Consider the following 19,687-nt stretch of genomic DNA (forward strand, 5'->3'; position numbering starts at 1 on the left):
GAGCGGAGTGCCGGCACCGTGCGGGTGCCGCTGTCGGGCGTCCATTCCAGGAGGGTGGGTTCGGCCAGGAGGTCGCCGAGCGTCACGTCCAGGGCCCGCGACCTGTTTGCGCAGGTGAGAGGCCCCATCCTGGATGTCGTACATACGTTCGAGAATGGGGGTATGGTGGAGGTGGGGAAGTTGGAACTGATGTTCGAGAGCCGTTCGGGGCTCACGAGTGCGGGAGGTGTGTGTGCCGGGCTTCGCGCATCTGCACACCGTCTCCGGGTTCTCCCTGAGGTACGGGGCGTCCCATCCGGAGCGGCTGGCTGAGCGCGCCGCGGAGCGGGGAATGGACGCCCTCGCCCTGACCGACCGCGACACCCTCGCCGGTACCGTGCGCTTCGCCAAGGCGTGCGCCGGGGCCGGCGTGCGTCCGCTGTTCGGGGTGGACCTGGCGGTGGAGGCGCGGGAGGCCGTACGGCGTGAGCGGCGGCGCACGCCGGTGCGCGGTGGCGCCTTCGTGGACGAGTCGGCCCCCCGGGTGACCTTCCTCGCCCGGGACGGCGCCCGGGGCTGGGCCGACCTGTGCCGGCTGGTCACGGCGGCGCACGCGGGGGAGGGGGTCCCGCTGCTCCCGTGGGCCGGCAACCGGGGCGACGGCCTGGTGGTGCTGCTCGGACCGGGGTCGGACGTGGGGCGGGCGCTCGCCGCCGGGCGGCCCGACCGGGCGGCGGAGCTGCTCGTGCCGTGGCGCGAGGTCTACGGCGACGCGCTGCGGCTGGAGGCCGTCTGGCACGGGCGCACGGGGGCGGGGGCCGGTTCCCTGCGGCTGGCGGCCCGTACCGTCGGGTTCGCCGCCGAACAGGGGGTGCGGCCGGTGCTCAGCAACGCCGTCCGGTACGCCGATCCCGGGCAGGGGCCGGTCGCCGACGTGCTGGACGCCGCGCGCCGCCTGGTGCCGATCGACCCCCGGGGGGAGCTGGACTCCGGCGAGGCCTGGCTGAAGGACGGGCAGGCCATGCTGCACGTGGCCGAGCGGGTCGTGGAGGCCGCCGGGTACCGGCGGGACACCGCCCTGCGGCTGCTGGAGCAGACCCGGGCCACGGCCGCCGAGTGCCGGGTCGACCCCGAGGACGACCTGGGAATGGGGAGTGTGCACTTTCCCGAGGCGCACCTCGTCGGCGCCGGCCGGCGCACCGCGCAGCGGGCGCTCGCCTCGCGGGCGGCGGCGGGCATGCTGCGGCTCGGGTACGACGGGCGGCGCGCGTACTGGGAGCGGATGCACCACGAGCTGGACATCATCGCCCATCACGGCTTCGCCTCCTACTTCCTGACGGTCGCCCAGGTCGTCGACGACGTGCGCGGGATGGGCATCCGGGTGGCCGCCCGCGGGTCCGGGGCCGGGTCGCTGGTCAACCACCTGCTGGGCATCGCGCACGCCGATCCGGTCGAGCACGGGCTGCTGATGGAGCGCTTCCTGTCCAAGGAGCGGGTGGTGCTGCCCGACATCGACATCGACGTGGAGTCCGCGCGGCGGCTGGAGGTCTACCGGGCGATCATCGGCCGGTTCGGTGCGGAGCGGGTGGCGACCGTGTCCATGCCGGAGACCTACCGGGTGCGGCACGCGATCCGGGACGTGGGGGCCGCGCTGTCCATGGACCCGGCCGAGATCGACCGGATCGCCAAGTCCTTCCCGCACATCCGGGCGCGCGACGCCCGTGCCGCGCTGGCCGAGCTGCCCGAGCTGAAGCAGCTGGCGGGGGAGCACCGGAGGGAGGGCGCGAAGTACGGCAGGCTGTGGGAGCTGGTGGAGGCGCTCGACGCCCTGCCGCGCGGGGTCGCCATGCACCCGTGCGGGGTGCTGCTGTCCGACGCCTCGCTGCTCGCCCGTACGCCGGTGGTGCCGACCAGCGGTGAGGGGCTGCCCATGGCGCAGTTCGACAAGGAGGACGTGGAGGACCTGGGCCTGCTCAAGCTGGATGTGCTGGGCGTGCGGATGCAGTCGGCGATGGCGCACGCGGTCGCCGAGGTGGAGCGGGCGACCGGGGAGCGGATCGACCTGGACGGCGTCCCGCCGGGTGACCCGGAGACGTACCGGCTGATCCGGTCCACCGAGACGCTGGGCTGCTTCCAGATCGAGTCGCCGGGCCAGCGGGATCTGGTGGGGCGGCTGCAGCCGAGCACCTTCCACGACCTGGTGGTCGACATCTCGCTGTTCCGGCCCGGTCCCGTCGCCGCCGACATGGTGCGGCCGTTCATCGAGGCGCGGCACGGGCGGGCGCCGGTGCGCTATCCGCACCCGGACCTGGAGGAGCCGTTGCAGGGGACGTACGGGGTCGTCGTCTTCCACGAGCAGGTCATCGACATCGTCGCCCTCATGACCGGCTGCGGCCGTGGCGAGGCCGACCGGGTGCGGCGCGGGCTGTCCGAGCCGGAGTCGCAGGGGCGGATCAGGGTGTGGTTCGCCCAGCAGGCGGCGGCCAGGGGGTACGACGCGGAGACGATCCGGCGGACCTGGGAGATCGTGGAGGCCTTCGGGTCGTACGGCTTCTGCAAGGCGCACGCCGTCGCCTTCGCCGTCCCCACCTACCAGTCGGCGTGGCTGAAGGCGCACCACCCGGCCGCCTTCTACGCCGGGCTGCTCACGCACGACCCCGGGATGTACCCCAAGCGGCTGCTGCTGGCGGACGCCCGGCGGCGCGGGGTGCCGATCCTGCCGTTGGACGTGAACCTCTCCGGGGTCGCACACAGGATCGAACTGGTGTCTGAATCCCCGGAGGTGTGGGGGCTGCGGCTCGCCCTCTCCGACGTCCACGGCATCAGCGAGGCCGAGGCGCAGCGGATCGCGGACGGGCAGCCCTACGCCTCCCTGCTGGACTTCTGGGAACGGGCCCGGCCCAGCAGGCCGCTGGCCGGACGGCTCGCCCAGGTGGGCGCGCTGGACGCCTTCGGCGCCAACCGGCGCGACCTGCAACTGCACCTGACCGAGCTGCATCGCGGCGCCCGGGGCGGTGGCGGCGGCCAACTCCCGCTGGCGGGCGGGCGGAAGACCGCCCCGGCCGGGCTGCCCGACCTGTCCGCCGCGGAGCGGCTCAGCGCCGAGCTGGGGGTGCTGTCCATGGACGCCTCGCGCAACCTGATGGACGACTACCGCGCCTTCCTCGACGAGCTGGGCGTGGTCTGCGCGCGCCGGCTGCGCGAGGCCCGGCACGGGGAGACCGTGCTGGTCGCGGGCGCCAAGGCGGCCACCCAGACCCCGCCGATCCGCTCCGGCAAGCGGGTCGTCTTCTCCACCCTGGACGACGGCACGGGCCTGGTCGACCTCGCGTTCTTCGACGACTCGCACGACGCCTGCGCCCACACCGTCTTCCACTCCTGGCTGCTGCTGGTGCGCGGAGTGGTGCAGCGGCGCGGCCCGCGCAGCCTGAGCGTGGTCGGCTCCGCCGCCTGGAACCTCGCCGAACTGGTGGAGGTGCGGCACGCGGAGGGACTCGACGGGGTCGCGGCCCGGCTGGCCGGACCGTCCGGCACGCCCCCGGCCGGGGACGACGGCGGTCCGCTCCGGGCCCGGCTCGCCGGTTCCGAGGGGCTGCCCGCGCCGGCCGGCTCCGCGGCCCGCGACCCGATGGCGGACCGGACGATCCGCATGCCCACGGGGTACGAGATGCACCCCTGGGCCGACCTGCGGCCCGCCGGCCAGGACGCCGGGCAAGGGCCCGCGGCGATACGGAAGTTGTGGCACCAGAGTCCGGGGAGTGCGGGATGACCATCCTCTGCGTACGTTTCCAGCTGCCGCCGATGTACAAGGCGGCCCTGCCGGGACTGCTCGGGTTGCTGGAGGACTTCACCCCGGTGGTCGAGGCGCTGCCGCCGGACGGGGCGCTGGCCGATCTCCGGGGCGCCGAGCGGTACTTCGGGCGCAGCGCCGTGGAGCTGGCCTCGGTGATCCGGGTGCGGGCCCTCGCGCGGTACGGCGTCGACTGCGCGATCGGTGCCGGCCCGGGGCCGATGCTGGCCCGCGTGGCGCTGCGCGACGCCCGGCCGGGGGTGACCTGCGCGGTGCCCGAGGACGCCGTCGCCGAGTTCCTCGCCGGCAAGCCCGTCGCCGCGCTGCCCGGCATCGGCGCGGCGACCGCCCGCACCCTGGGCGAGTACGGCCTGGACACCCTGGGCCTGGTCGCCGCCGCGCCGCTGTCCACGCTCCAGCGGCTGATCGGCGCGAAGGCGGGCCGGGAGCTGCGCGAGAAGGCGAGCGGCGTCGACCGCGGCCGGGTCGTCCCGAACGCCGTCGCGCGCTCGCTGACGACGGAACGGTCCTTCGGCTTCGACGAGTTGGACCCCGCCCGGCACCGCGGGGCGCTGCTGTCGGCCGCCGAGGAGATCGGCGCCCGGCTGCGCGCGGTGGAGAAGGTCTGCCGCACCCTGACCCTCACCGTGCGCTACGCCGACCGGTCCGCGACCACCCGCAGCCGCACCCTGAAGGAGCCGACCGCGCACTCGGCGGCCCTGGCCCGGTCGGCCTACGACATGTACGAGTCGCTCGGCCTGCAGCGCGCCCGGGTCCGCGCGCTCGCCCTGCGCGCCGAGGGCCTGACCCCCGCCGACCAGGCCTCCTACCAGCTCACCTTCGACCCCGTGGACGAAAAGGCCCGCCGGGTCGAGGAGGTCGCGGACCGCGTGCGGGCGAAGTTCGGGCCGCGGGCGGTGATGCCGGGGACGCTGGCCCTGGCGTGCGCCCTCAGTTGGCCCACGGCGGCGTGAGACGAGTGCCGTCGGCCAGTCGTGCCTCCAGGCCGATCGAGGTGGTGACCCAGGAGATCGCGGTGTGGCCGGTGGGATTCTCGACGGCAAGAGTCGCACCGGGGTTGACGATCACCGTGTCGCCCGCCGCGATCCGCTCGGTGTGACCGTCGAGTGTCATCAGCAGTTCCCCGACGAGCAGATGGAAGATCTCCTCCCGGTTGACGGTGTGGGCGGGTGCCTTCGTCCCGGGCGGGATCTCACCGCGCCAGGCGCACAGTTCCCTGCTTCCGGCGAGCGGGGTGGCGTACGAGACGAAGCGGGCGCCGTGGATCTCGTGGGTGACGGCTTCCGAGGAGCGGACGACGGGCATGGCGGTGTTCTCCGTCCAGAGGGGTGTCTGAAAGTGGTCAAGCTACTTGACTATATGGTCAAGCAGCTTGACCACTTCGTCAAGGGTGTTTCAATGCCTGGGTGCACAACTCCGACGCCCTGGCCCTGTCCGCCGCCCTGCTCGCCGCCGCGGGCGACCTCACGCAACGCATCAATGACGGGGTGGTGGCCCGCGGCTTCACGGACGTCCGGCCCGCCCACGGCTTCGCCTTCGCGCGGCTCGCCCCGGACGGCGCCACCGTCACCGACCTGGCCGCGCACCTCGGGGTGACCAAGCAGGCGGCGAGTCAGCTGGTGGACGAGATCGTACGCAAGGGGTACGCCGAGCGGACGCGGCATCCCGAGGACGCGCGCGCCCGGCTGATCGTGCTGACCGAGCGCGGGTGGGCCTGTACCCGAGCGGCGGAGGAGGCGGCGGCCGAGGTGGTCGGGGGATGGGGCGAGCTGCTGGGTGAGGGTGAAGTGCGCGCGCTGCGGGACCACTTGGCACGGATCGCTCCCCGAGGGCCGATCCGTCCGGCCTGGTGACGCCTCGTCGGCGTCCCGGCGGCTCATTGTTACCGCTGGAAGTTTTTACTGACGCGTAACTTCTCACTTCGGCTACTCGCCCGTAACTTGACGAGTGAACAGCATCCTCGTGATCCGGATCACAGGGTTAGGCCCCCACCTCCCTTGAGCCGCAAGGAGATCACACGATGCTGCCCTGGAAGAGAGTGCTCAGACCCCTCGTCGCACTCCTCCTCACCGCCGCCGTCGCCGTCGTACCGGCCGCCGCGGCCAGCGCTTCCGACTCCGCCGCACCCACCTCCGGCTGGAACGACTACTCCTGCAAGCCCTCCGCCGCCCACCCCCGCCCCGTCGTCCTCGTCCACGGCACCCTCGGCAACTCGGTCGACAACTGGCTCGGCCTCGCGCCCTACCTGACGAGCCGCGGCTACTGCGTCTACTCCCTCGACTACGGCCAACTCCCCGGTGTCCCGCTCTTCCACGGACTCGGCCCCCTCGACAAGTCGGCCGAGCAGCTGTCGGCCTTCGTCGACAAGGTGCTCGCCGCGACCGGAGCCGCCGAGGCCGACCTGGTCGGGCACTCCCAGGGCGGCATGATGCCCCGCTACTACCTGAGGTTCCTCGGCGGAGCCGCCAAGGTCGGCGCCCTCGTCGGCCTCGCCCCCGACAACCACGGCACCGACCTGGACGGCCTCACCAACCTGCTCCCCTACTTCCCCGGCGCCGAGGACCTGCTCAAGGCCACCACCCCCGGCCTCGCCGACCAGATCACCGGCTCCGCCTTCCTCACCAAGCTCAACGCCGGCGGCGACACCGTCCCCGGAGTGCGCTACACCGTCATCGCCACCCGGTACGACGAGGTGGCCACCCCCTGGCGCACCCAGTACCTGAGCGGCTCCGACGTCCGCAACGTCCTGCTCCAGGACCTGTGCCCGCTCGACCTCTCCGAGCACCTCGCGATCGGCCTGTTCGACCGGATCGCCTTCCACGAGGTCGCCAACGCCCTCGACCCGGCCCACGCCACCGCCACCACCTGCGCCTCGGTCTTCAGCTGAGCCACCGCCGGGGCCTGTCCGGCCTGAGCCGCCGGACGGGCCCCGGAACCCGTGGGGCGATCCGAAACTAGCCCGGAGAAGCCGGGAAATCCGCCGCCGAGGGCGGCCGGAGAAGATCCTTATGGTCCGCTTAAGGGTCCCCTCAGACTCCGCTCAGGCGGACGGCGCCGGGGATAGCGTTCAGCCATGACCGACACGGAGTGCACCGCCACGCAACAGGTCCGGCCGGCCCGCGCCGAGGACGTACCGGCCGTGAAAGCGGTGACGGACGCGGCCTACCACCCCTACATCGCGCGCATCGGCGTGGTGCCCCAGCCCATGGAGGCGGACCACGCGGCGGACGTCGCCGCCGGGAAGGTGTTCGTCACGGGGGAGCCCGTCGTCGGGCTGGTGGTGGTCGAGGTGTTCGCCGACCACCTCTTCCTGGACAGCATCGCCGTCCGTCCCGACGCGCACGGCACGGGTGTCGGACGGCGGCTGCTGCGCTTCGTCGACGCACGCGCGCGTGCACTGGGGCTCGACGAGATCAGGCTCTACACGAACGCGCTGATGTGGGAGAACCAGAAGATCTATCCGAGGTACGGCTACGAGGTCGTGGCCCGCCGGGTCGACGGCCCGTACGACCGGATCCACTACCGCAAGCGGCTGGGCTGAGGCGTCCCGGACGTCAGCCGTCGGGCCACCAGGTGCGGGCGATGTCCTTGCGCACCTCGGGGCGTCCCGCCGGGCGCTCGTCCGCCTCTTCGCGGATCCGGCGGGTGTCCGTCCTCTTCAGGGGCTTGTGCACGGTCACACGGCGCATGGCTGCCTCCTTCGAGCCCACCGGGTTCCGCGGTGTCACGGGGGCAGACCCTTTCGGCGAGACTTCCTCATCGGTGCCTGGTTGTCAGTGGCGTCTGTCACTCTCTGGGCATGACGAGCAAGAACAGGTACACGGTTGCGGTTGCCCCGGAAGCGGACTGGGATGCGCAGGCCGCCGTCTTCGATGACGAGCCGGACCACGGCCTGCGTGATCCGCAGGTCCGCGCGGCCTGGGCGGACCGGCTCCGCGCCTGGCTCCCGGAGCGGCCCGCCGACGTGCTCGACCTCGGCTGCGGAACCGGCAGCCTGTCACTCCTCGCCGCCGAACAGGGGCACCGGGTGACGGGGGTCGACCGGTCCCCGGCGATGGTGGAGCGGGCCCGGACCAAGCTGGCCGGGCGCACCGCGCGGATCCTGTGCGGGGACGCGGCCGCCCCGCCGGTGGCACCCCGGTGCTTCGACGTGGTCCTCGTCCGGCATGTGCTGTGGGCGCTGCCGGATCCCGCCGGGGTGCTGCGGCACTGGCGGGACCTGCTGCGCCCCGGGGGCCGGTTCATCCTGGTCGAGGGCGTCTGGGGGACCCTCACCCCGGTCGGCATACCGGCCGCGCGGCTCACCGCCCACCTCGAACCCCTCACCCGGGGCGTGCGCGTGGAGCGGCTGTCCGACGACTCCCTGCTGTGGGGCAAGGACGTCGACGACGAGCGGTACGCGGTGGTGGCCACCGTGTGACCGGGCCACGGTGGCCGGGCACGTCAGGCCAGCAGCTCCGCGAAGCCGCCGGCACGGGCCAGCGCCTCCAGCGCGTCGAGCGCGGCCACCGCGGCGGACGCGGCCTCCGGGTCCCGCCGGGCGAGGCCGCTCTCGGCGAACTCGTCCTCGTCCAGCCGCCGTACGTCCCGCCCGTCCGCGGAGCGCCACAGGTCCAGGTCGAGGTCCTCCACGACCAGCTCCGGCCCGGACCGCACCGCGGGGCGCGTGATGTCGCAGTACCAGCCCTTGACCGAGCCGTCCGCCGCGCGCACCTCCTTCACCGAGTACCACCGGCTCCGCCAGTAGTACTCGGTGAACACGTCACCCGGTTCGAACCGCACGAACCCGAAGTCACGGACCCCGGCCCCCGCCCAGGCGGCGCGTACGGCGATCCGGTCGCCGTCGTCCCGGAGCAGCTCCGCCGGGTAACGGATCTTCGTACGGCCCGCCTTGACCAGGACGACCTCCAACCGGGCCGCCGGCTCAGCCGAGTTCACGGACATAGCGCACCTCCTGCGCGCAGACCTCGTACCCGAGCCACTTGTTGATCGCGATCATGGGGCCGTTGCCGGTGTCGTTGCCCGTGAACGCCTCGGTGACACCGGCCGCGCGGGCCCGGTGGAGGGAATGGATCTTGGCGAGCCTGGCCAGGCCGCGGCCGCGGTGGGCGCGGGCGGTGCCGGTCATGGCCGTGGAGTAGCGGCCGTCGCCGTCGGTGTAGGCCACGGTGAACGCGACCGGCCGGCCGTCGACACAGGCGGCCGTGGTCAGTTCCCGGTCCAGCAGCGGGTGCTTCCAGGCCTCCGCGAGCCAGGCGTCGTAGTCCGTCAACGCGTACTCCACGTCGCTCGGTTCGTCCCGCAGCGTCTCCGCGTCCAGCTCGAACAGCGGCCGGGGATCGTCCGCGAAGCCGGCGGCCGTCCGCAGCTCCACACCGGGCGGGACCTCCGGGAGCGGCGGGAGCGTGCCGTGCGCCAGGTCCAGCCGGAGGAAGTGCGCGCTACGGCCCCGCCGGTAGCCGCGCCGCTCGGCGAAGGCCCGGCTCGCCGGCTCGTCCAGCGCCCAGGCGAACAGCCGGGTCGCGCCCAGGCCCGTCAGGTACTCCTCGGCGGCCTCCACCAGCAGCCGGCCGGCACCGCGGTGCGTCCGGTCCGGGCGGACGTAGATGTTCAGGGAGCCCTGGCCCGGTTCGGGGCTGTCGTGGATCAGATGGACCTGTGCCGTGCCGATGATCTCGCCGTCCTCCTCCGCGACGAGCGGCCGGAACCGGGCGCCGGGGTGCATGTGGGTGACGGTGTGCCGGACGGAGTCCGGGGTGAACAGGATGTACGGGAGGGCGAGTCGGCGGACGCGGGCGAAGCCTTCGGCGTCGGCGGGGACGTCGGGGCGCAGGGCGCGGACGAGCACTGTCATGATGAGGCACCGTACGGGCGGCCAGGCCGGGCTGCCTCTCATTTTCCGTCGGGTGCGGGACAATCGGCCATGTGAGCCTGAAGATCCGCATCGATGACAGCGCGCCCCCGTACGAGCAGGTGCGGGCGCAGATTTCCGAGCAGGCGCGGTCCGGGGCGCTCCCGGTGGGGTACCGGCTGCCGACCGTGCGGGGGCTGGCCGAGTCCCTGGGGCTCGCGGTGAACACGGTGGCCAAGGCGTACCGGGCGCTGGAGGGGGACGGGGTGATCGAGACGCGGGGGCGCAACGGCACGTTCGTGGCCGCCGCCGGCTCGGCCGCCGTGCGCGAGGCCTCCCTGGCCGCGCAGGCGTACGTCGACCGGGTGCGGCGGCTGGGCTTGGACGAGCAGGCGGCACTGGACGCGGTGCGGGACGCCCTGCGGGCGGCGTACCGGGAATAGGGAACATGCCGACGTGAGGGGCGGGTGCGAGGCGGGCCGGATCAGCACCCCTTCGCCGGCTCCGGTGTCCGGGTCACCGGCAGGCCCGCCCGGTGCGCCGAGCGGGCGAAGGCGATCGCGTCCTGGACCGCCGCGCCCCCGGGGTCGTTGTTGAAGTACGCGTAGACGTCCTCCCCGGCGGACCAGGTCGTCGCGACACGGTCCACCCAGGTGTCCAGGGAGCGGCGGCCGTAGCGCGGCCACGGCTGGGCGCGGCCCTGGTGGAAACGGACGTAGCCCCAGTCGGCGGTGCGCCACAGCGGGGTCACCGGGCGGGCCAGGACGTCCGCCCAGCACAGCGCCGCGCCCCGGGACGACAGCACCTCGCGCACCTCACCCGTCCACCAGGACTCGTGCCGGGGCTCCACCGCGACCCTCGTGCCGGCCGGGAAACAGGCCAGGCAGGCGTCCAGCAGCGAGGGGTCGGCGCGCAGGGTCGGCGGGAGCTGGAGGAGGACCGGGCCCAGGCGGTCGCCGAGGCCCGCCGCGTGCGTCATCAGGCGGTGCACCGGCTCCTCGGGGTCCTTCAGCCGCTTGATGTGGGTGAGGTACCGGCTGGCCTTGACCGCGACCACGAACTCCGGCGGGACGCGCCCGCGCCAGGCGGCGAAGGTGTCGTACGACGGCAGCCGGTAGAACGCGTTGTTGATCTCCACGGTCGCGAACAGCCGGGTGTACTCCTCCAGCCACAGCCGCGTCGGCACCCCGGCCGGGTAGACGAGGTCCCGCCAGTCCTTGTACTGCCACCCCGACGTGCCGACGAACAGCGTCATACCCTCATGAAAGCACTTACAGGTACAGGCCCGCGTCCGCGCCCTCCCGCGCGCCCGGCACCGAGGTCGGCGTGGTGCCCCGGCGCAGCGCGTACAGCTCGGCCAGGGTCGCGCCCTCCCGGCCCACGCCCTGCTCGGTGCCGAGCCAGTTCACCGCCTCCGGGCGGGTCAGCGGGCCCACCTCGATGCGGGCCAGACAGCGGCCGGGGCGGACCACGGCCGGGTGCAGCCGCTCCAGGTCCTCGTTGGTGGTGACGCCGACCAGGACGTTGCGGCCCTGGCCGAGCAGGCCGTCGGTCAGGTTCAGCAGCCGGGACAGGGCCTGGCCCGCGGTGTGCCGGGCCTCGCCGCGGATCAGCTCGTCGCAGTCCTCCAGCAGCAGCAGACGCCAGCGGCCCTTGCCCGCGCCGTCGTCCTCGCCGATCGCGATGTCCATCAGATAGCCGACGTCGGAGAAGAGGCGCTCCGGGTCCAGGACGCAGTCGACCTGGCACCAGTCCCGCCAGGACCGGGCCAGGGTGCGCAGGGCGGAGGTCTTGCCGGTGCCCGGCGGGCCGTGGAGCAGCAGCAGCCGGCCGGCGATGTCCTGCGGGGTCGTCTTCATCAGACGGTCCATGGCCTCCGCCACCGGTGCCGTGTAGTTGGGCCGGACCTCCTCCCAGGTGCCCGCGGAGATCTGCCGGGTGGTGCGGTGCGGGCCGCGCCTGGGGGAGACGTACCAGAACCCCATCGTCACGTTCTCGGGCTGCGGTTCCGGCTCGTCGGCCGCGCCGTCCGTGGCCCGGTCGAGGATCTGCTGGGCGAGTTCGGCGCTGGTCGCGGTGACCGTGACGTCCGCGCCCCGGTTCCAGCGGGAGACCAGCAGGGTCCAGCCGTCCCCCTCGGCGAGGATCGCGCTGCGGTCGTCGTCGCGGGCGACCCGCAGCACCCGGGCACCCTCCGGCAGCAGGGTCGCGCCCGAGCGCACCCGGTCGATGTTGGCCGCGTGCGAGTACGGCTGCTCGCCCGTCGCGAAGCGGCCGAGGAACAGCGCGTCGACGACGTCGGACGGCGAGTCGGAGTCGTCGACGTGGAGCCGGATCGGCAGAGCGTCGTGTGGGTTCGCAGACATGCCGCCATGATCCGGCACGGATGCGCTCCGCGCATGGCATTTCCGTCGCCGGGGAGTGCGGTTCTTCGGCCGCGGGCGCCCGGCCTCAAAACCGGTCCGGTCCGGTCGACGTGACGAGCTGTCGACAAACATGACATGCACGCGCAATACATGAGCGGTGAACGTTCCGGGTCGATCCTGTTGAGATGTCAAAAGCCTTGGCATGGACACTTCCTGTCAACACGCGTAGCTGCTACGACAGTTGTGGCAGAGATCCTGCTAAAGGGAGGTTCCATGAGACGTTCCCGACTTACCGGATTCGTTACCTCGCTCCTCCTCGCCGCCGGCCTCGGTCTCACCGGGGCCGCTTCGGCGCAGGCCTCCTCGACGGCCGCGGCCGGCGGCTACGTGGCACTCGGCGACTCCTACTCCTCCGGGGTGGGCGCCGGCAGTTACATCAGCTCCAGCGGCAGCTGCGACCGCAGCACGAAGGCGTATCCGTACCTGTGGAACGCCGCCCACAGTCCCTCCTCGTTCGCCTTCAACGCCTGTTCAGGCGCCACGACGGACGACGTGCTCGCGGGCCAGCTCGGCTCGCTGAACTCCTCCACCTCGCTGGTCTCCCTCACCGTGGGCGGCAACGACGCCGGCTTCGCCGACGTCATGACTACCTGTGTGACCAGCTCCGACAGCACGTGCCTGTCCCGCATCAACACCGCGAAGGCGTACGTCGCCAACACGCTCCCCGGCAAGCTGGACACCGTCTACAACGCGATCAGCGCCAAAGCCCCGTCCGCCCGGGTCGTCGTCATCGGCTACCCCCGCTTCTACCTGCTCGGCCAGTCGTGCCTCGGACTCTCGGAGACCAAGCGGTCCGCGATCAACGACGCCGCCGACTACATCGACACCGCCATCAAGGCCCGCGCCACCGCCCACAACTTCGTCTTCGGCGACGTCCGCACCACGTTCAGCGGCCACGAGATCTGCTCCGGCAGCTCCTGGCTGCACAGCGTCAACTGGCTCGACATCGGCGAGTCGTACCACCCGACCGCGTCCGGCCAGTCCGGCGGCTACCTGCCGGTGTTCACCAACGCGGCCTGAGCCGCACGGGCTCGCTCCTGCGGGTGAACTTTCCGGGCCGTGTCCCGGCGGGGTCCCTCAGGGCGAGCCCGACGCGGAGGCGGAGGTTCCGGGCGACGGGGTCTCCGCCGCCGTCGTACACGCGACCGAGAACGGCACCGGGTCCGACGTGACCCGCACCGGGCCGCGCACCTCCACACTGATCTCGTTCTCGATCGTCCCGCTGTCCGCGCCGGTGCTCACGGTCACCTGCCGCTGCCGGGTGCGCGGGCCGCCCGCCGGGAACGGCAGCGTCTTCCACCCGGGGTCCGACACCGACCCGTGCGCGAGCACCCACCGGTACTCCACCCGTGCCGGCAGCCGCCCCACCGTGAACGCGGCCGTGAACGCGGGCGCCTGCGTGGCCGGCGGCGGACACGTCCCCGAGTACGCCGTGTGCGCGCCGGTCAGCGTCACGTGCACCGACTGCGCCGGCGGGCTCGCGCTGCTCGCCGAGGGGCTGCCGCGCGTGGGCGAGGCGTCCTCGGTGTCCGTGTCGGTGCTGCCGCTCGGCGTGGGCGAGTGCGCGCCGCGGCTCGCCCGGCCGGTGCTCGGGGCACCGCTGCCCTGCTTGCCCCCGTCGGCGCGGTGCAGCAGCACGTACGTCAGTCCGGCCAGCGCCAGGACGACCGCGAGCACGCCCGCGACCAGCACGGCGGCGGCGTGGCGGTCGCGCCCGGGCCGCCGGTCCGGCACGGCGGCCGTGGCGCCCGGGTCCGGATACCCGGTGGGCAGCGGCGCCGGCGGGGTACGGGACGGCTCCGACGGCCGGGCCGGCATCGACGGCGGGTACGGCGATACCGCGCCCGCGCTCTCGGTGCGCGCCGCGCCGCCCGCCGCGACCAGCCGCAGCTCACGCTCCGCCTGCTCGGCCGGCAGCCGCTCGGCGGGGTCCTTGCGCAGCAGCCCCCGGATCACGGGCGCGAGCGGCCCGGCCCACCGCGGCGGCGGCAACTCCTCGTCCACCACGGCCCGCAGCGTGCTGAGCGGGGTGTCCTGCCGGAACGGGGACACGCCCTCGACGGCCGCGTACAGCAGCACGCCCAGCGACCACAGGTCCGACTCCGGGCCCGGCGTCCGCCCCAACGCCCGCTCCGGCGCCAGGAACTCGGGCGAGCCCACCACCTCGCCGGTCATGGTCAGCGCCGAACTGCCCTCCACCGTGGCGATCCCGAAGTCGGTCAGCACCACCCGGCCGTCGTTCGCGAGCAGCACGTTGGCCGGCTTCACGTCCCGGTGCAGCACCCCGGCGGCGTGCGCGGCGCGCAGCGCGGACAGCACCTCGGCGCCGATGTACGCGGCCCGCCGCGGCGGCAGCGGACCCTCCGCCTCCAGCTGGTCGGCGAGCGACAGCCCGCGCACCAGCTCCAGCACGATCCACGGCCGGCCGCCCTCCAACGCCACGTCGTACACGGTGACCACGTTGCGGTTCGCGACCCGGGCCGCCGCCCACGCCTCCCGCTCCAGGCGCGCGTACAGCCGCTCCACCTCGGGGCCGGGCAGCCCCGCCGGCGCCCGCACCTCCTTGACCGCCACCTCGCGGTGCAGCACCTCGTCCCGGGCACGCCACACGGTGCCCATGCCGCCCTCGCCCAGCCGGGCCAGCAGACGGTAGCGACCCGCGATCACACGTTCCGGGACCGGCTCCTCGGACACGGGCGCCCCCCAAGGCATCTCGCGCGAATTCTCCACAAAAGTAGCTCAGCCCAGCGCGGATGCGGCCCCCTTGAGCACCAGTCCCGTGCCCAGCGCCAGCACGACCAGCGCCGACACCAGCGGCAGGGTCCGGCGCACGAGGGCGGCCAGGGGGTGCGCGCTCCAGCGCGGGCGCCGTTCCATGACCCGGGCCGCCCCCGCGCCCAGCCGTACGACGGCGAACCCGGCGGCGGTGAGGGTCAGCGCGAGCCCCGCCCCGTACGCCACGACGAGCAGCAGCCCGAACCACGCCTTGCCGAGCGCGGCGGCACCGACCAGGACGACCACGGCGGACGGACTGGGCACCAGCCCGCCGGCGAACCCCAGCAGGATCGTGCCGCGGACGGTGGGCGCGGTGGGGTGCGTGTGGGTGTGCCCGCCATGGGTGTGGGTGTGACCCCCGTGGCTGTGGGTGTGGCCGCCGTGGGTGTGCTCACCATGGGCGTGCGTCCCATGGTCGTGCGCGTGGCTGTGGGTGTGGCCGCCATGGGTGTGCTCACCATCGTGATGGTGATGCTGGTGGTGATCGGCACCTTGACCGGCACCGTGGCCGGCCCCGGCCCCCACGGCCGCCAACTCCCGCCGCTCGGCGTGGTCGTGGGCCGCGGCGGTCGGCCGTACGCGGTTGTGCCAGGCCCGGCGCACCAGGGTGACGCCCGCCGCCAGCACCAGGGCGCCGCTGGCGATGCCCAGCCAGGAGATCACCGCCGGTGCGGCGGCGGAGCCGGCCGTCACGAGCAGGCCCAGGGCGACCACGCCCAGGGTGTGGGTCACGGTGACCGAGGCGGCCAGCGGCAGCACGTCCCGCGGCCGGGCCCGGCCCCCGCGCGCCGCCGCCGTCGCGGCCATCAGGGTCTTGCCGTGGCCCGGGGCCAGGGCGTGCATCGCACCCAGGGCGACCGCGATGAGCAGGGCCACGGCGGCGAACCCGACGGTGAGATCACGCCGGGCCACGAGGTCGTCCAGGGCCCGGGTCCAGCGGTCGGCACCCCGGGGCAGCACGCCGGCGCCCGGGGCCGCCTGCCGCTGCGCGTCCGCCGCGAGCGCCGGGCCGCCGGGCCGCGCCCGCACCGAGGCCGTGACGGTGTCGGCGGGGGAGGACAGCAAGTCCTTGGGGTAGGAGGTCAGTTCCCGCGAGACCGACTCCTTCGGCACGTCCGTCGCGGTGAGCGTCATCCGGTCGCCCCGCGCCGTGATCTCCCGCCAGCCGGGCCCACCGGTGGCGCCCGCGCCGTGGAAGCCGAGCGTCACGGTGCCCGTGCGGGGCAGTGCGGCGGTCAGCCGGCACTCCACGCGCAGGGTGTCGAGACCGGCCTGGCCCGGGCGCAGGCGCGCGCTGCTGCGGCCGGCCGTCAGGGTGGCCGTACGACCGTCGACGGTGAGGGCGCTGTCGGCGGCGGCCCGTGCGCAGCGCTGCCGGGCCCACGCGTCCAGCCCCAGCCGTTCGACGGCGGGCTTGGCCTGGGTGGCCGGGATCTCGGCCAGGTCCTCCACATGGTCGACGCGGAGCTGTCCGGGAGCGGCGACCAGACCGTCGTAGCGGTTGACGGTGAAGTTGCCGAGGGGGTGCGCGCTCGCGGTGCCGGCCGGGAGGAGCGCCAGGGCGCACCCGGCGAGCAGCACGTACAGCAGACGGGATGTCACCGGGCACCCTCCAGCGCCTCGCGGGCCTGCGCGGCGCCCAGCGGGGAGAAGCCGGGATTCAGCTTCAGGGCCGCGGCGAGCGAGGCGCGGCCGGCCGCCCGGTGGCCGGTGGCCAGCTCGATCATGCCCCGGTGGTACCGGAAGGCGGCGCTGCGGTAGCCGGTGGCGGCGGCCCGGCGGGCGTAGGGCAGGGCCTCGGCGTCACGGCCGTTGACGTGCAACGCCCAGGCGAGGGCGTCCGCGGTGTGCACGGTGTGCCGCCGGGCCCATTCGGCGCGGGCCGCGCGCAGGGCGGCCCGCTTGTCGCCGTGGTCGGCGGCGGCCAGCGCGGTGTCCAGGTCGGCGTTGACGCCGTTGGCCCGGGCCAGCGCGATCCAGGCGTCGACCAGCGCGTACTGCTGGCGGGCCCGCGCCCGGTCGCCGGCCGCGCCCCGCGCCTCGTACAGCTCGCCGAGGGCGACCAGCGGGCCGGGCAGCGGAGCGCGGGCCACCACCGTCTCCATGTCCTTGACGGCCGCGGCCCGGTCACCGCTCGCCGCCCGCGCGCGGGCCCGGCCCTCCAGCGCCGGGAGGTAGCCGTCGTCGGCGGCCAGGGCGCGGGCGTAGTAGGTGAGCGCCGTGCGCTGGTCGCCCTGGTTCCAGGCCAGCTGGCCGAGCTGGGTGGCCACGTACGCGGTGTCGCCCGGCGAGGCGGCCGCGGTCAGCGCCTGCTCCAGGACGCGGCGCGCCGTGCGCACGTCCCCGCGCAGCTCCTGCACGTAGGCGTACCGGGTGAAGACCGGCACGCCCGGCTTGCGCGCGTCGGCGGTCCGCGCCGCCTTCGCCGCGTCGGCGTACCGGCCGAGTTCGACCAGGGCGTCGATCCGGGAGGACAGCGCGCGCTCGCTGTAGGGGTTGCGCCGCAGGGCCGCGTCCGCGAAGGACAGGGCGCCGTGGAAGTCGTGCCGGGCGGCGGCGAGGGCGGCGCGGCCGGCCAGGGCCTGGTCGTTGTCCGGCGCCAGCGACAGGGAGCGCCGCAGCGCCTGCTCCGCCTGCGGGTACCGGGACGGGTCGCCCTTGGTCCGCGCCTGCTCGACGTAGGCCAGACCGAGGGTGGCCCAGCCGCCGTGGTCCTTGGGCTGGGCCCGCAGATGCGTCTGGAGCGCGGTGATGCTCGCGTCCAGGTTCCCGCCGCTCAGCACCCCGGGGTCCACCGCGCCGGCGGCGACCGGCGCGGACGCCTGCCCCCGGTCCGCGCCGAGCGCGATCGCACCGCCGGTCAGGGCGACCGCCAGCAGCGAGGCGGCGGCGACGAGCTGGGCGCCGCCCCGCCACAGCCGCCGGACCGAACCGACCCGCCGTACGGCGGCGACCCGCTCGTCGCCGTCGGTCTCCTGCGCGACGGTCGCGCCGTCCCCGGCGCCGCCGGGCTCGTCGGGACCGGAAGCCACGGGCGCCGGTGCGGTCGGCGCCGGCCGGGGCTCGCCGCTCACGCTCACCTGCTGCGCGTCCTGCTCGTCGTCCTGCCCGCGCGGGCCCATGCCTTCTCCTCCGTCGGTCGTGTGGAAGGCGCGGCCCGCCGTGGGGGAGGGGGAATCACGGGCCGCGCCGGTCTGGGTGGATGCGGGATCTAGTACGGGCGCTGCAGGCGCCGGCGCCACCACGCGAAGGCGGTGCCGATCAGCAGGATCCCGGCCGCGCCGGAGGCCGCCGAGGCGGCGATCAGCACGGTGTTCCCGGAGCCGCCGGAGGCGGACCCGGCCGGCTGCAGGGCGTCCCCGAGCTGGCTGCGCACGTCCGTCCCCGCCGTCGTGCCCTTGGCGAGCCGGCCGCGCGAACCGGCCGTGGGCTGGGCGATGTACGGGAAGTAGCTCTCGAACTTCTTGTCGTTCTTGTCGACCGCGTCACCCAGGTCGTTCTTGGAGCCGACCAGTTCGCCCTCGACCACCTGAAGCGCCGCGTCGATCACGTCGTCGCCCAGCCGGCGGCCGTTCGGGAAGCCCGCGTTGTCGCCGTCCAGCACACCGAGCCGCTTCGGGTGCATGCTCGGCTTGATCGAGGTGTTGAGCCGCAGCTCCTCCGAAGGCGTCACGTGCGGCGGCTGGTTGAGCCCCTTGACGCCCTTGAGGAAGACGTCGACCAGGTCGTTGCGCGGCTCCGCCGGTGCCTTGATCTTGTAGATGGACTCGATCAGCTTCGGCAGCTCGGGGTTGGTGACGTTCTTCAGGAACTGCGCGTCGTACGCGGGCTGCGAGGCGTTGAACTTGTCCTTGTCCTTCTGCGGGTTGACGACCTCGTTGACCAGCGGGTTGCCCAGGCGCGAGACCTGGCTGTAGTAGCCCTGCGCGTTGCGGCGCTGCGCGGTCGACCAGATGCCGACGACCGGCTGGTGGGACGACTCGCGGATCAGGTCGTTCGGCACCTGGAGCGCGATCGTGTTGACGTTGTAGCCCTTGAGGGTGTCCCGGCCGACCTCGGTGAGGTTGCCGCCGTAGAGCAGGTCGAAGACGCGCAGGTCCGCGAAGAACGGGTCGTCCGCCTGGCCGGCGAAGGTCGCCGCGCCGCCCGCCGTCTTGTACACCGCCTGCGCGCGCAGCTTGCCGTAGTCCGGCATGGACGCCTTGCCGACGTTCGACGGCGCCACCGGCACGTCGTCGGCCAGCTTGGTCTTCGACATCTCGTGCCCGTTCTTGAGCTTGATGAGGTCGATGTCGTACGTCTGGGTGATGTTGAGGTCGGGGTCGTCCAGGCTGGTGACCGGACCGGTGTTGTAGAGGAACGTGTTCCCGTTCTTCGTACGGGTCTTGAAGGTGTAGCGGAAGACCAGCTCGCCCTGCGCGTCGCCGTTGTTGTCGATGTGCAGGTCGTACTGCGCGTCGTCGGCGAACGTGTAGAAGTTCGGTCCGCCGGCCGGCTCCTCGAACGGGATCCAGTTCGCCACGATCGTCGTCGTGTCGGGCTTGTCCGGGCTCACGAACGCGTACAGGTCGGTGTTGTCGTACTGCGGGGTGCCCGAGATCAGCGGGGCCTCGCGGTGGGAGGACGCGGAGGCCGCCCCGGGTGCCAGGGTGGCGACGCCGGCGGCCGTGAGCCCTCCGGCGGCCAGCGCGCCGCAGATGAGCGTGACCAGTCCGGTGCGTCCCGTGCCGCGCCCGGTGGACGCCCTCCCGGAGAGGGCGCCCCTGGAGAAGAGAGGTGTCATGCCGTCCGTCCTCAGTGCCGACTTGCCTTTGACGGACGGGTATACGGAGCGGAACCACCGAT

The 19,687-nt window shown here is 73.8% G+C and carries 18 protein-coding genes; 8 read left to right on the top strand and 10 right to left on the bottom strand.

The features are described 5' to 3' along the window. The first annotated feature begins 232 nt into the window (after nucleotides 1-232). Both ABZ923_RS30815 and ABZ923_RS30820 read left to right on the top strand, forming a co-directional pair. Nucleotides 233-3,748, top strand: coding sequence for a DNA polymerase III subunit alpha (locus tag ABZ923_RS30815; protein ID WP_361478059.1), 3,516 nt, complete (start codon nucleotides 233-235; stop codon nucleotides 3,746-3,748). Then, nucleotides 3,745-4,743: a hypothetical protein gene (locus ABZ923_RS30820; protein WP_361478062.1), complete on the top strand. Its 999-nt coding sequence runs from the start codon at nucleotides 3,745-3,747 to the stop codon at nucleotides 4,741-4,743. Before ABZ923_RS30815 ends, ABZ923_RS30820 begins: the two co-directional genes overlap by 4 nt. On the opposite strand, the gene ABZ923_RS30825 is transcribed toward ABZ923_RS30820, so the two are convergent. Further along, nucleotides 4,721-5,095: a cupin domain-containing protein gene (locus tag ABZ923_RS30825; RefSeq protein WP_361478064.1), complete on the bottom strand. Its 375-nt coding sequence runs from the start codon at nucleotides 5,093-5,095 to the stop codon at nucleotides 4,721-4,723. The two genes, ABZ923_RS30820 and ABZ923_RS30825, sit on opposite strands and share 23 nt — an antisense overlap. A 101-nt stretch (nucleotides 5,096-5,196) precedes the next feature. Between ABZ923_RS30825 and ABZ923_RS30830 the strand changes: the two genes are divergently transcribed. The 3 genes from ABZ923_RS30830 (at nucleotide 5,197) to ABZ923_RS30840 (ending at nucleotide 7,331) form a co-directional block, all read left to right on the top strand. After that, nucleotides 5,197-5,643: a MarR family transcriptional regulator gene (locus tag ABZ923_RS30830; RefSeq protein ID WP_361478067.1), complete on the top strand. Its 447-nt coding sequence runs from the start codon at nucleotides 5,197-5,199 to the stop codon at nucleotides 5,641-5,643. A 167-nt stretch (nucleotides 5,644-5,810) separates the two neighbouring features. Next, nucleotides 5,811-6,677 (top strand): alpha/beta fold hydrolase, encoded by an 867-nt coding sequence (locus ABZ923_RS30835; protein WP_361478070.1) that lies wholly within the window; start codon nucleotides 5,811-5,813, stop codon nucleotides 6,675-6,677. A gap of 186 nt (nucleotides 6,678-6,863) precedes the next feature. Continuing rightward, nucleotides 6,864-7,331, top strand: a complete 468-nt coding sequence (locus tag ABZ923_RS30840; RefSeq protein WP_361478072.1) for a GNAT family N-acetyltransferase — start codon at nucleotides 6,864-6,866, stop codon at nucleotides 7,329-7,331. Nucleotides 7,332-7,344: 13 nt separating this feature from the next. Here the strand turns inward: ABZ923_RS30840 and ABZ923_RS30845 are convergent, their stop codons facing one another. Beyond that, on the bottom strand, nucleotides 7,345-7,479 hold the full coding sequence (locus tag ABZ923_RS30845) for a hypothetical protein (RefSeq protein ID WP_268254384.1): 135 nt from the start codon (nucleotides 7,477-7,479) through the stop codon (nucleotides 7,345-7,347). 110 nt (nucleotides 7,480-7,589) lie between these two features. Between ABZ923_RS30845 and ABZ923_RS30850 the strand changes: the two genes are divergently transcribed. Next, complete coding sequence (locus ABZ923_RS30850; RefSeq protein ID WP_361478075.1) at nucleotides 7,590-8,210, top strand: class I SAM-dependent methyltransferase; 621 nt, start codon at nucleotides 7,590-7,592, stop codon at nucleotides 8,208-8,210. A gap of 23 nt (nucleotides 8,211-8,233) precedes the next feature. Here the strand turns inward: ABZ923_RS30850 and ABZ923_RS30855 are convergent, their stop codons facing one another. Both ABZ923_RS30855 and ABZ923_RS30860 read right to left on the bottom strand, forming a co-directional pair. Further along, nucleotides 8,234-8,734: a DUF402 domain-containing protein gene (locus tag ABZ923_RS30855; RefSeq protein WP_361478078.1), complete on the bottom strand. Its 501-nt coding sequence runs from the start codon at nucleotides 8,732-8,734 to the stop codon at nucleotides 8,234-8,236. Continuing rightward, on the bottom strand, nucleotides 8,715-9,644 hold the full coding sequence (locus tag ABZ923_RS30860; RefSeq protein ID WP_361478081.1) for a GNAT family N-acetyltransferase: 930 nt from the start codon (nucleotides 9,642-9,644) through the stop codon (nucleotides 8,715-8,717). The genes ABZ923_RS30855 and ABZ923_RS30860 overlap by 20 nt, the downstream gene beginning before the upstream one ends. A 71-nt stretch (nucleotides 9,645-9,715) precedes the next feature. On the opposite strand from ABZ923_RS30860, the gene ABZ923_RS30865 reads away from it, so the two are divergent. Then, a complete protein-coding gene (locus tag ABZ923_RS30865) occupies nucleotides 9,716-10,084 on the top strand; it encodes a GntR family transcriptional regulator (RefSeq protein WP_361478084.1) in 369 nt (122 codons plus the stop codon). Between the two features lie 41 nt (nucleotides 10,085-10,125). On the opposite strand, the gene ABZ923_RS30870 is transcribed toward ABZ923_RS30865, so the two are convergent. Together ABZ923_RS30870 and ABZ923_RS30875 are read right to left on the bottom strand one after the other, a co-directional pair. Next, on the bottom strand, nucleotides 10,126-10,896 hold the full coding sequence (locus ABZ923_RS30870; protein WP_361478086.1) for a DUF72 domain-containing protein: 771 nt from the start codon (nucleotides 10,894-10,896) through the stop codon (nucleotides 10,126-10,128). A gap of 16 nt (nucleotides 10,897-10,912) precedes the next feature. Continuing rightward, a complete protein-coding gene (locus tag ABZ923_RS30875) occupies nucleotides 10,913-12,007 on the bottom strand; it encodes a DUF5925 domain-containing protein (protein ID WP_361478089.1) in 1,095 nt (364 codons plus the stop codon). A gap of 273 nt (nucleotides 12,008-12,280) precedes the next feature. On the opposite strand from ABZ923_RS30875, the gene ABZ923_RS30880 reads away from it, so the two are divergent. Further along, nucleotides 12,281-13,087, top strand: a complete 807-nt coding sequence (locus ABZ923_RS30880) for an SGNH/GDSL hydrolase family protein (protein ID WP_361478092.1) — start codon at nucleotides 12,281-12,283, stop codon at nucleotides 13,085-13,087. A 57-nt stretch (nucleotides 13,088-13,144) separates the two neighbouring features. Here ABZ923_RS30880 and ABZ923_RS30885 read toward each other — a convergent pair whose 3' ends face one another. From ABZ923_RS30885 to ABZ923_RS30900, 4 genes are all read right to left on the bottom strand, one after another. Beyond that, entirely contained in the window at nucleotides 13,145-14,779 is a 1,635-nt protein-coding gene (locus tag ABZ923_RS30885; protein ID WP_361478095.1) for a serine/threonine-protein kinase, read from the bottom strand. A gap of 27 nt (nucleotides 14,780-14,806) precedes the next feature. Continuing rightward, the gene (locus ABZ923_RS30890) at nucleotides 14,807-16,444 is read right to left on the bottom strand and encodes a nickel transporter (RefSeq protein WP_361478098.1); all 1,638 of its coding nucleotides are present in this window, start codon (nucleotides 16,442-16,444) and stop codon (nucleotides 14,807-14,809) included. Then, nucleotides 16,441-17,964: a hypothetical protein gene (locus tag ABZ923_RS30895; protein WP_361478101.1), complete on the bottom strand. Its 1,524-nt coding sequence runs from the start codon at nucleotides 17,962-17,964 to the stop codon at nucleotides 16,441-16,443. Before ABZ923_RS30895 ends, ABZ923_RS30890 begins: the two co-directional genes overlap by 4 nt. Nucleotides 17,965-18,053: 89 nt before the next feature. Next, entirely contained in the window at nucleotides 18,054-19,625 is a 1,572-nt protein-coding gene (locus ABZ923_RS30900; RefSeq protein WP_361478103.1) for a DUF4331 domain-containing protein, read from the bottom strand. Nucleotides 19,626-19,687: the final 62 nt, after the last annotated feature.

Source organism: Streptomyces sp. NPDC046881 (assembly GCF_040645015.1).
GTDB lineage: Bacteria > Actinomycetota > Actinomycetes > Streptomycetales > Streptomycetaceae > Streptomyces.